Annotated in this window: 6 protein-coding genes and 1 pseudogene; all 7 read left to right on the top strand. The window is 69.6% G+C overall.

Going from position 1 to position 11,035, the window contains the following annotated elements:
• Position 1: 1 nt before the first annotated feature.
• Positions 2 to 4,051, top strand: a pseudogene (locus EV192_RS16220) (type I polyketide synthase); the annotation flags it as partial.
• A 3-nt stretch (positions 4,052 to 4,054) separates the two neighbouring features.
• The gene (locus tag EV192_RS16215; RefSeq protein WP_132116042.1) at positions 4,055 to 5,479 is read left to right on the top strand and encodes an FAD-dependent oxidoreductase; all 1,425 of its coding nucleotides are present in this window, start codon (positions 4,055 to 4,057) and stop codon (positions 5,477 to 5,479) included.
• Positions 5,480 to 5,574: 95 nt separating this feature from the next.
• The gene (locus EV192_RS16210) at positions 5,575 to 6,606 is read left to right on the top strand and encodes a 3-oxoacyl-ACP synthase III family protein (RefSeq protein WP_132116040.1); all 1,032 of its coding nucleotides are present in this window, start codon (positions 5,575 to 5,577) and stop codon (positions 6,604 to 6,606) included.
• Positions 6,607 to 6,610: 4 nt separating this feature from the next.
• The gene (locus EV192_RS16205) at positions 6,611 to 8,515 is read left to right on the top strand and encodes an HAD-IIIC family phosphatase (protein WP_132116038.1); all 1,905 of its coding nucleotides are present in this window, start codon (positions 6,611 to 6,613) and stop codon (positions 8,513 to 8,515) included.
• On the top strand, positions 8,515 to 8,745 hold the full coding sequence (locus EV192_RS16200; protein ID WP_132116036.1) for an acyl carrier protein: 231 nt from the start codon (positions 8,515 to 8,517) through the stop codon (positions 8,743 to 8,745). Before EV192_RS16205 ends, EV192_RS16200 begins: the two co-directional genes overlap by 1 nt.
• Positions 8,742 to 9,512, top strand: coding sequence for a 2-oxo acid dehydrogenase subunit E2 (locus EV192_RS16195; RefSeq protein ID WP_132116034.1), 771 nt, complete (start codon positions 8,742 to 8,744; stop codon positions 9,510 to 9,512). Before EV192_RS16200 ends, EV192_RS16195 begins: the two co-directional genes overlap by 4 nt.
• Positions 9,509 to 10,573 (top strand): alpha/beta fold hydrolase, encoded by a 1,065-nt coding sequence (locus tag EV192_RS16190; RefSeq protein ID WP_132116032.1) that lies wholly within the window; start codon positions 9,509 to 9,511, stop codon positions 10,571 to 10,573. The genes EV192_RS16195 and EV192_RS16190 overlap by 4 nt, the downstream gene beginning before the upstream one ends.
• Positions 10,574 to 11,035: the final 462 nt, after the last annotated feature.

Here is an 11,035-nt window from a genome sequence, read left to right as displayed (position 1 = left end):
GCTCGTCGAGTACCTGAAGTGGGTGACGGCGGACCTGCACGACACCCGCCAGAAGCTCGCCGAGGTCGAGGCGGCGGCCGGCGAGCCGATCGCGATCGTGTCGATGAGCTGCCGGTACCCGGGCAACGTGCGAACCCCGGACGACCTTTGGCGGCTCGTGGCCGACGGTGTGGACGCCGTGTCGCCGTTCCCGGAGAACCGCAACTGGGACACCGCGACGCTGTACGACGCTGACCCGGACAAACCCGGCACCTGCTACACCCGGGAAGGCGGCTTCCTGTACGACGGCGACCAGTTCGACCCGGCGTTCTTCGGGATCAGCCCCCGGGAGGCACAGGCGTTGGATCCGCAGCAGCGGCTGCTGTTGGAGACCTGCTGGGAAGCGGTGGAACGAGCTGGGATCGTGCCCGCGACACTGCGGGGCAGCGCGACCGGGGTGTTCGCCGGCGTCATGTACGACGACTACGCCGCCCGGCTCTACCCGAGCCCGCCGGACGGGTTCGAGGGCTACCTGGGCAACGGCAGCGCAAGCAGCGTCGCGTCCGGCCGGGTGGCGTACACCCTCGGCCTGGAGGGACCGGCGATCACTGTGGACACCGCGTGCTCGTCCTCGCTCGTCGCCCTGCATCTGGCCAGCCAGTCGCTGCGGACCGGCGAGTGCACGCTGGCCTTGGCCGGCGGGGTGACGTTCATGGCCACGTCGGGCGTGTTCGTCGAGTTCGCCCGGCAACGCGGGCTCGCGCCGGACGGCCGCTGCAAGTCGTTCGCCGCGGCGGCCAACGGCACCGGTTGGGCCGAGGGCGCGGGCATCGTCCTGTTGGAACGGCTGAGCGACGCCCAGAAAGCCGGGCACCCCGTGCTCGCGGTGATCCGGGGCTCCGCGGTCAACCAGGACGGCGCGTCGAACGGGTTGACCGCGCCCAACGGCCCGTCCCAGCAGCGCCTGATCAAGCAGGCACTGGCCGCGGCCCGGCTCACCGCCGACGAGGTGGACGCGATCGAAGCGCACGGCACGGGCACAGTGCTCGGCGACCCGATCGAAGCCCAAGCGCTGATCGCCACGTACGGCCACAACCGCACCGGCGAGCCCGCCTGGCTGGGTTCGGTGAAGTCCAACCTCGGCCACACCCAGGCTGCCGCCGGGGTCGCCGGGGTGATCAAGATGGTCCAGGCCATCCGGCACAGCCACCTGCCCGCGACCCTGCACATCGACGAGCCGTCTCCGCACATCGACTGGAGCGCGGGGGCTGTCTCCCTGCTGGCCGAGCCCGTCCCGTGGCCGGAGACCGGGCGACCCCGGCGGGCGGCGGTCTCGGCGTTCGGCATCAGCGGCACCAACGCCCACATGATCCTGGAGCAGGCCCCGGAGCATGCCGCGGTTGAGCAAGAAGCGAGCAACCGGGTGCTTCCGCTCCTTGTGTCCGCCAAGGACGCGTCCGCGCTTCGTGCCCAGGCGTCGGCTTTGGGTACCTGGTGGCGGGACAGGCCGGATGTGAGCCCGGACGAGGTTGCCCGTTCGTTGGCGGTTGAGCGCACGCATTTCGAGCATCGCGCGGCGGTCATCGCCGACAACCCCGATGCCTTCCTACACGGCCTGGACGCACTCGCCCGCGACGAACCCGACGCCACAGTGGTCACCGAGAGAAAAACCGGCGGGAAGCTCGCTTTCCTGTTCTCCGGCCAGGGCAGTCAGCGGCCGGGCATGGGACAGGATCTGTATGCCGCGTTCCCCGCCTACGCCGAGGCGTTCGACGATGTCTGTCGCCGGTTCGAGCCGTTGCTGGAGCGTCCTCTCCAGGACCTGGTCTTCACGGCGAAGGGCAGCGAAGAGGCCGCGTTGCTGGACCGCACCGACTACACGCAGGCGGCTTTGTTCGCGGTGGAGACGGCGTTGTTCCGGCTCGTCGAGGAGTGGGGGGTGCGGCCGGATTTCGTGGCCGGGCACTCGATTGGGGAGGTCACCGCCGCGCATGTGGCCGGGGTGTTGAAGCTCGATGACGCCTGTGTGCTCGTGGCGGCGCGCGGCAGGTTGATGGGGAGTGTCGCCGCGCCGGGCGCGATGTTCTCCGTCCGTGCCTCGGAGGACGAGGTGCGGGCGTCGTTGGCCGGCTACCAGGACAGGGTTGCGGTCGCGGCGGTGAACAGTCCGCAGATGACTGTGATCTCCGGGGACGAGGACGTGGTGTCCGAGATCGCCGCTGGGTGGAAGGCGCGCGGCCACCGGACGAGGCGGCTCCCGGTGAGTCACGCGTTCCACTCCCCGCACATGGCCCCGATCCTCGACGAGTTCAGGAACACCGCGCGGACGTTGAGTTTCTCGCCGCCGTCGATCCCGATCGTGTCGACGCTGACCGGGCGACTGGCCGGGGAACGGCTCCGCGAGCCGGACTACTGGGCCGAGCAGATCCGGCAACCCGTGCGGTTCGCCGACGCCATCAGGACCTTGCGTGACCAGCAGGTTGTCCGGTTCCTCGAACTGGGGCCGGACGCGGTGCTCAGCGCCCTGACGCAGGAGTGCATACAGGATGCGACGGTAATCCCGCTGTTGCATGCCCGTCGCCCCGAGCGGATGACCGCGACCACGGGGATTGCCAGGTTGCACGCGTCCGGTCATCCGGTCGACTGGATACGGTGGTTCGACCGTGGCCAGTCCGTCGAGTTGCCGACCTACGCCTTCCAGCGGCAACGGTTCTGGATCGACGTGCCAGACCGCCGAATATCGCATACAGTAGACAATCGATGGTTGGTGCATACACTCCGGCTCGACGAGAACCAGCGTCACGCCTTCGAGGAGCTGCTGCCTGCGTGGCAGCGCAGTGGCGGCTGGCTGCACCGAGTCGTCTGGACGCCGGTGCATACACCATCCAGATCCCCCGGGGACTGGCTCGTGGTCACGTCCGACCCGACTGACGAGACGGTGACCAAGATCGCCGAAGCGCTCGGCGCACGGATCGACACAGACGTGACCACCACCAAGGGCCTCAAGGGAGTCGTCGCCATCCACGCGGACATCCAACCGACCATTCTGGACTGTCCACTCTGGATCATCACGCGCGGGGCCGTGTCAACCACACCAAGCGATCCGCCGGGCGACCCAAGCCAGGCCGCGATCTGGGACTTCGGCCGCATGATGGCCAAGCACATGCCGGTCGGGCTGCTCGACCTGCCGATGGACTTCGACCCCGAGACCGCGCCCCGAGTAGCCGCCGCCCTGGCCGGCGAACCCGACCAGTTGGCGCTCCGTGACGAAGGTGTGTTCGCACGGCGGCTGTCGAAGGCCTCCGGCACGCCGGACACCCACCCGTGGTCCACCGGCCCCGTCCTGGTGACCGGCGCGACCACCCCACTCGGCGCGGAAGCCACCCGATGGCTCGCGGTGCACGGCGCCAGCGAGCTGGTTCTCGCGGTCGGCCCCGACGAACCGTCCGCGCTTACCCTCGTCGCGGAACTCTGCGACCTCGGTGTCCGGACCCGAGTCGTCGACTACGACGCCATCCCCCAGGTCAACGCGGTCGTGCAAGCCACCCCCGACAACGACCGCGTCATGGCCGTGGACAAGCTGACAACGGACCTGTCCGCGTACGCCTTGTTGTCCTTTAAGGACGGACAGGCGTTCCGTGCCGCACTGGCCAGACGGCGAAACGGGCTGTCGATCTCCTGGGAGGACACGGACCGGCCCGAGGCGAAGCTGGCGATGTCCGCGCTGGCCTGGTTCAACGGTCCGGAGACGTCCCTCGTGGTGGCCGAACCCACCGACGGGCAGCCGGCCCCAGCTGAGGCCGCCGAACGCCTGCACCAGCTCCCGCCCGAGGAACGGCTGCCGTACCTGCGCGACCTCGTCCGCACGCACGCCGCCGCCGTCCTCGGCGTGCCTTCCGCAGATCTCGCCGACGACGTGAACCTGCTCGACCACGGCATCACGTCGTTCGCCGCGCTGGAGCTGAGCACCCGGCTCCGCCAGGCAGGGGTCGAACTGGCCCCCGTCGCCATCTTCGACCACCCGACCCCGGACGCCCTGGCTCGGCATCTGGACACCGACGAGAAGGAGTAATCCATGACGCACCCCCTCGCCATCGCCGGCGCCGGGCCGGTCGGCCTGACGCTCGCCGGCGAGCTCGCCGCCGCCGGCGTGGAAACCGTTGTGCTGGAACGGCTTCCCGAACCCAGGACGCAGTCGCTGGGGATGGCCGTGAACCCGACCGTGGTGGAGCTGCTCACCCAGCGGGGCTTGATGGACGGGTTGCGCGGCAGCGGGTTCGAGTTCCCGCAGGCGTTCTTCGCGCACTTCCGGCTTGACCCGACCAAGCTCACCGAGCCGCGCGCGTACAACTGGGCGCTGCCGCACGCCGCCCTGGAACACCGCCTGGCCGAGCACGCCGAGAGCCTCGGCGTGAAGATCAGGCGCGGCGCCGAGGTCGTGGCGGTCGAGCAGGCGGACAACGGCGTGCGCGTCGACATCCGGACCGCCAACGGCCCGGAGACGCTGCACTGCCGTTACCTGGTCGGCTGCGACGGCGCCGACAGCGCGGTCCGGAAACTGGCCGGGATCGACTTCCCCGGCGCCGACTCGCCGTTCTACGGCCTGATCGCCGAGCTGATCCCGAACGACGGCCTCAGGCGCCTGCTCGGGCCGCACATCTACGACGGCGGCCTGGTCACCGTGTCCCCGTCCGGACCGGCGACCGTCCGGGTGACCACGGCGGAGTTCGGGGTCGAGCCGCCGGACGCCAAGGCCCCGGTCACGCGCGCGGAACTGGCCGCGCACATCGAGCGGATCAGCGGCGAGCCGTGCGAGATCGGTGACGCGCTGTGGCTGACCCGCTGGTTCCACGTCACCCGCCAGGCTGAGACGTACCGCCGCGGTGACATCTTCCTGGCCGGCGACTCGGCGCACGTGCACTTCCCCCTGGGCGGCCAGGCGTTGAGCACCGGGATCGAGGACGCGGTGAACCTCGGCTGGAAACTCGCCGCGGTCCTGCGCCACGACGCCGACCCGGCGCTGCTCGACACGTACGAGGCCGAGCGGTACGCCGTCGGTACCCGGTCGTGCCGGTCCACCGAGGCGCAGATCGCGCTGATGCACCCCATGTCGGCGGTCGCGCCGCTGCGCGAGCTGTTCGGCGAGCTGCTCACGTTCGACGAGGTCAACAACCACCTCGTCAAGCTCGCGGGCGGGCTGGACGTGACCTACCCGGCCGACCCCGGCGCACACCCGCTGGTCGGCACCCGACTCCCCCAGCCGCCGTTGAACCCCGGCAAGGGCGTGCTGCTCGACCGCACCGGGCTGGCCGCGGATCCCGAATGGGCCCGGTGGGCGGACCGCGTCGACGTGGTCACCGCCGCTCCCGAAACCCTGCTCGGCGCCACCGCCGTCTTGGTCCGGCCGGACGGCCGGGTGGCCTGGGCCACCGACGGCACCGACGTCACTGGCCTGCGCCCTGCGCTGGAGAAATGGTTCAGCCCAGCCGGTTCCCTGTAACGAGGCTAGGTCGGCTTTAGCCACGGCCCCGACCATGGACACACCGGGTCGGCCCGTGCCGCGGTCGCCCGACCGTCACTAACGTGAGGACATGGATGAACAGCACTGACGTACACGTGCTGTCCGTCGGCACGGCGCTGCCGGGCCCGGCTGTGGACAACGCCACGTTGACCAGAAGGCTTGGCACACCCGCGGTGTGGGCGGACTGGATCGACTCGTTCATCGGCACCCGGACCCGACACTTCTCCATCGACCTGGAGACCGGTGAGGCGCGCTCGTCGCTGACCGACCTTTGTGAGACAGCGGGTGGCAAGGCACTGGCATCGGCCGGACTCAGCGCGGCCGACGTCGACCTGGTGATCCTGGGGACCTCGTCACCCGACATGCTCATGCCGGCGACCGTCAACATGGTCGCCGACCGGCTCGGCATCGACGACGTGCCGACGTACCAGATGCAGTCCGGCTGCTGCGGCGCCGTCCAGGCGCTCGACGTGGCCCGCAAGTTGCTCTCAGCCGGCAACGGGCGGACCGCGTTGGTGCTGGGCGGCGACAACAGCGTGAAGCACTTCGACCTGACCGCCGACTTCAGCGCGCTCGACCCGGCCGAGCAGGTCAACGTCGTGATCTTCGGCGACGGCGCCGGCGCGGCCGTGCTGAGCACCGAACCGCTGCCGGGCGCGGCCGTGCTGCGACACGTCGTGCTGCGGCTGGTCGGGCTGAACCGGCCACCCGGCCAGATCGTCGAATGGTTCGGCCGCGGCGACCGGAACTCCGATCGCACCCCCATCGTGGAGGACTACAAGGCGATCGAGGAGTCCGTGCCGCGACTGGCCGCGGACGTGCTCGACCAGGTGCTCGACGACCTCGACTGGTCCGAGGCGGACATCGACTACCTGCTGCCGCCGCAGCTGTCCGGCCGAATGACCGAGACGATCGTCGAGGCCCTCGGCGTGCCGGGCGCACAGGAGGTCAGCTGCGTGGCCGAGATCGGCAACACTGGCAACGCACTGCCGTTCTTCCAGCTCGAACGCGCGCTGCCGCGGATGGTCGCCGGCGACCGCGCGGTCGGCCTCGCGGTCGAGTCGAGCAAGTGGATCAAGGCCGGTTACGCACTGGAGAAGGTCTGACGAGATGACCGAACCTGACCCCCAGACCACAGACACCCCCGATACCCCCATCGAGGTGCTGCTCCGGCTGTACCGGTCCGGCCTGTTGGCCGCCGAGTACCCGTGCGTGGCCGAACTGCTGAACCTGATGTCCGGCGCGGACCTGGAACGCGCCAGGCACCTGCTCAGCCGCCTGGACCCGGACGAGGTGACCCGGGAGCACCCGTCCGTCCCGTCGGTCAAGGTCGCGGTCACAGGCCACGGCACGCTGTCCGCGCTCGTTCCCGCGCTGGCCGCGGAGCTGGCCCGGCACGGCCTGCTGGCCCGTACGTACCTGTCCGATTTCGACTGCTACGTCTTCGACCTCACCGACTCCGACAGCGAGCTGTACGCGACCGAACCCGACATGGTCGTGTGCGTCCTGGACCCGGCCATCGTGTTCGACGAGGTGCCGCTGCCCTGGCGGCCCGCGGACGTCGCCCGGGTGCTGGCGGAGAAGCTCGCCGTCTTCGAGACGCTCGCGCACCGGTTCACCGAACGCGGCGAGGGCACCCTGGTGTTCAACACCATCCCGTTGCCGCGCAGGTACGTCCACCAGCTGGTGGACCTGAGCAGCCGGGCGGAGCTCAGCGCGCTGTGGCGGGAGGCGAACGCCCGGCTGCTGCGCATCGGCGACGGCCGCCCGTCCGTGGTCGTGCTCGACATCGACCCGCTGATCGCCGAAGGCGTCCCGTGCGAGGACGTCCGGATGAGCATCTACGCCAAGGCGTACCTGTCGGCGGACCTGCTCGCCAGCTACGCGCGCGAACTCGGCCACCTCGCCCGGCACCTGCGCGGCCGGACCAAGAAGGTGCTGGTGCTCGACCTGGACGACACGATCTGGGGCGGTGTGCTCAGCGAGGACGGCGCCGACGGGATCCAGGTCGCGGACAGCTACCGGGGCGAGGCGTTCCGCTCGTTCCAGCAGGTGATCAAGCAGATCGGCAGCCAGGGTGTGCTGCTGGCGGTGGCGAGCAAGAACGACGTCGAGCCGGTCCGCGAGGTGCTGACCAGCCACCCGCGGATGACGTTGCGCGAGGAGGACTTCGTGCAGATCGCGGCCAGCTGGCGGCCCAAGCACGAGAGCATCGCCGAGCTGGCCCGGACGTTGAACCTGGGCACGGACAGCTTCGTCTTCGTCGACGACAGCAGCTTCGAACGCGCGGTCGTGCACCGCTCGCTGCCCGGCGTGCAGGTGATCCAGGTGGACGACGACCCCGCGCTGCACCTCGACCGGCTGCTGCGGGACGGGTGGTTCACCGTCCGTGAACTGACCACAGAGGACCGAACGCGGGTGGTCAAGTACCGGGAAGAGTTGGTGCGCAAGGACTTCCTGGACAGCTTCGACTCGGTCGAGGGGTACCTGCGGGAGCTGGGCCTGGCCGTGCGGCTCGCCGTCGTGGAAAGCTCCGAAGTGGCCCGCGTCTCGCAGATCACCTTGCGCACCAACCAGTTCAACCTGACCACCGAGCGGCTCCAGCCGTCCGAGGTGGCCGCGCTGCTCAAGGACCCGGCCGCGCTCACCCTGGCCATCCACGCCCGGGACCGGTTCGGCGACAACGGCCTGGTCGGCGCGGTGTTCGCGCACCGGGACGGCGACCAGCTGCGGGTGGACAACCTGCTGCTGAGCTGCCGGGTCTTCTCCCGTGGCATCGAGGAGGCGTGCCTGGGGTCGGTGCTGCGGCACGCCCGGGACACCGGCGCCAAGGCGGTGCTGGGCACCTACCGGCCGACCGCCAAGAACGCCAAGCTGCGGGACTTCTACGCGCGGCACGGCTTCGAACTGATCGGCACCGAGGGCGACGTCACCACCTTCCGGCACGACCTCGCCGACATCGCGCCGCCACCCGGGCACATCCAGCTCACGGAACGACTGGGAGGACGAAATTAGTGGACACGATCGACGACTTCATCACGTTGTTGCATGACGAACTGGGCTTACCCGTGTCCGTCGAGGACGCGCAGGTCCCGTTCGACCGGCTGCCGTCCTGGGACTCGCTGCACATGCTGGCCGTGCTGACTGTGCTGGAACGGCGCAAGGGCATCCGGATCCTGCTGCCCGACGCGATGGAAGCGGGCTCGCTGGACGAGATCTACGCGTTGTCGGTGCAGTCATCATGAGGATCACACGGATCGCCCGGGAACGCACGCACACACTGCGTTTCCTCGACGAGATCCGGGGGTTCGCACCGGTGTTCCTGGACACCGAGATCGACATGACCGGCGTGCTGGCGCACCGCGACGAGTACCGCGCGGACGGGCGCCGGCTCTCCATCGTCACGTACCTGCTGCACGCGGCCGCGAACACGCTCGCCGAGCATCCGGAGGCCAACGCGGCCGTGCGGGGGCCGCGTGTCGCCCGGTACGGATCGGTCAACGGCAAGCTCACGCTGGACAAGACGCTCAACGGTCACCGGATCGTGCTCGCCACCGTGCTGCCGGACGTGCAGGACGCGACGCTGGAGGAGATCCAGGAGCACATCGAGCAGTTCCGCGACGGCGACCCGGCGACCCAGCCGGAGTTCGCCGCCGTGCGGCTGCTGCACCGGCTGCCGTGGCCGTTGGCGCCGCTGCTGTACCGGCTCGGGGTGCGGCCGTTGAGCCGGCGGCCCGAGACGATGGGCACGTTCGCGGTGACTTCGCTGGGCCACCGCCCGGTGGACGGGTTCTACTCGGTCGGCGGCACCACGGTCACGTTCGGGCTGGGCCGGATCACCGACCGGCCGGTGGCCCGCGCGGGCCAGGTCGTGATCGCGCCGGTGATGCGACTGTGCCTCACGTTCGACCACCGGGTCATCGACGGCGCCGAGGCGGCGGACGTGCTCACCGAGGTCAAGGACCGGATGGAGGCGTTCGCGCCGGCCAGGGTGTTGGCGGCGGTCCAATGAACGACCTAGGCGAACTCAAGCGGCACGTGCAGGTGCACGCGCGCGGCCAGCGGATCGGTGACTACCGGACCGTGCTGGACCGGATCGCCACGGATGACGGCGGCGGTCCGGGCTCGTGGGCCGGTGAGTGGAGCAAGGCCGGGGAACGCCTGGTGCGACAGGGGCTCGACCTCGAAGCCGCCAAGTATTTCGCGATGGCCAGGTTCCCGTTCGTGGACGGCCCGGCCCGGCAGGAGGCGCAGGACCGCGGCGTGGCCGCGATCGACCGTTGGCGGCAGCGCAGCCGCAGCGGCATCGAACCGTTCGAGGCGGACCTGCCCGGCGGCCGGGTCCGGTGCTGGGCGGCGGGCCTGTCGTCCCGCGACCCCAAGCCGCTGCTGGTGCTGATGGGCGGGATCGTCACGGTCAAGGAGCAGTGGGCGCCGACGCTGGCCAAGCTGGGCCGGCTCGGCATGGCCGGGATCGTGGCCGAGCTGCCCGGTGTCGGCGCGAACCCGTTGACGTACACACCCGACAGCTGGCGGATGCTGTCCGGGCTGCTCGACGCGCTGGCCGGCCAGGCGGACGTCACCCGCACGTACGCGATCGCGATGAGCTTCAGCGGCCACATGGCGATGCGTTGTGCCGTCGAGGACCCTCGGGTGAAGGGGATCGTGACCACGAACGCGCCGGTCAAGGAGTTCTTCACGGACGGTGACTGGCTGCGCGGCGTCCCGCGGGTCACCCTGGACACGCTGGCGCACCTGAGCGGGTCCGAGCGGCTCGCTGACTGGGCGTTGACCGAGGACCAGCTGGCCGCGCTGGACATCCCGCTGGCGTACATGTCGTGCCTGCGCGACGAGATCATCCCCGCGGCCGACCTCCAGTTGCTGCGCAAGCACGTGCGGGACCTCAAGGTCCGGGAGTACGACGACGTGCACGGCGCGCCGAACCACACCGAGGAGACGCAGCTGTGGAGCATCGCGTCGCTGCTTGAGGCGACCGGCGCGGCCGGCCCGCAGCGGGCGTTGATCAGCATGCTGTTGCGCGGCAAGGAACTCCGCCGAAAACTGAGAAAATAGTTCCGGTGGGGCATTGCGTTACCGCATTTGCCCACCGGAACAGGCGATCGTCATCGGATGATCCGGTCCCATGGACCACAGGAGATCCCATTTCGCGGTGACCGGACTTACCTACTACGGCGTTAACCATGACAAAACTCCCCGGCCGATTGTTCGATATCGCCTCGGTATGCCCTCCGCGAACCCGCCACGTACGAGAAATCCCCTACGTGCAGCGCTATGTCGCACGTCTCATCCGACTGGCGGTAAGCGCCTGCATATGTTGGACAGCGCGAAAGTCTCATGGCAGACTCCGGTGGGTCGAGAGCGGTTTCGGGCTGGGGGACCGTGATCGCCGGTGATCGTCGTTGGTGGTTACCGCAAAAGTCGGTGACATCGCTGTCACGTTTGGTGGACTGGGGGCAGTCTTCTTCTGGGGCAGTACGTCGTGTCAAGTGATACGCCGGGGGACTTGATGAGACT

It is taken from the genome of Actinocrispum wychmicini (assembly GCF_004345645.1).
GTDB classification, from domain to species: domain Bacteria; phylum Actinomycetota; class Actinomycetes; order Mycobacteriales; family Pseudonocardiaceae; genus Kibdelosporangium; species Kibdelosporangium wychmicini.
The sequence above is the reverse complement of the archived record's forward strand: the minus strand, read 5'-3'. Positions and strand labels throughout refer to the sequence as shown.

Excerpts from the sequence above, each read along its gene's own strand:
- EV192_RS16215 (WP_132116042.1), top strand. The coding sequence starts at position 4,055 with ATGACGCACCCCCTCGCCATCGCCGGCGCCGGGCCGGTCGGCCTGACG.
- EV192_RS16210 (WP_132116040.1), top strand. The coding sequence starts at position 5,575 with ATGAACAGCACTGACGTACACGTGCTGTCCGTCGGCACGGCGCTGCCG.
- EV192_RS16205 (WP_132116038.1), top strand. The coding sequence starts at position 6,611 with ATGACCGAACCTGACCCCCAGACCACAGACACCCCCGATACCCCCATC.
- EV192_RS16195 (WP_132116034.1), top strand. The coding sequence starts at position 8,742 with ATGAGGATCACACGGATCGCCCGGGAACGCACGCACACACTGCGTTTC.
- EV192_RS16190 (WP_132116032.1), top strand. The coding sequence starts at position 9,509 with ATGAACGACCTAGGCGAACTCAAGCGGCACGTGCAGGTGCACGCGCGC.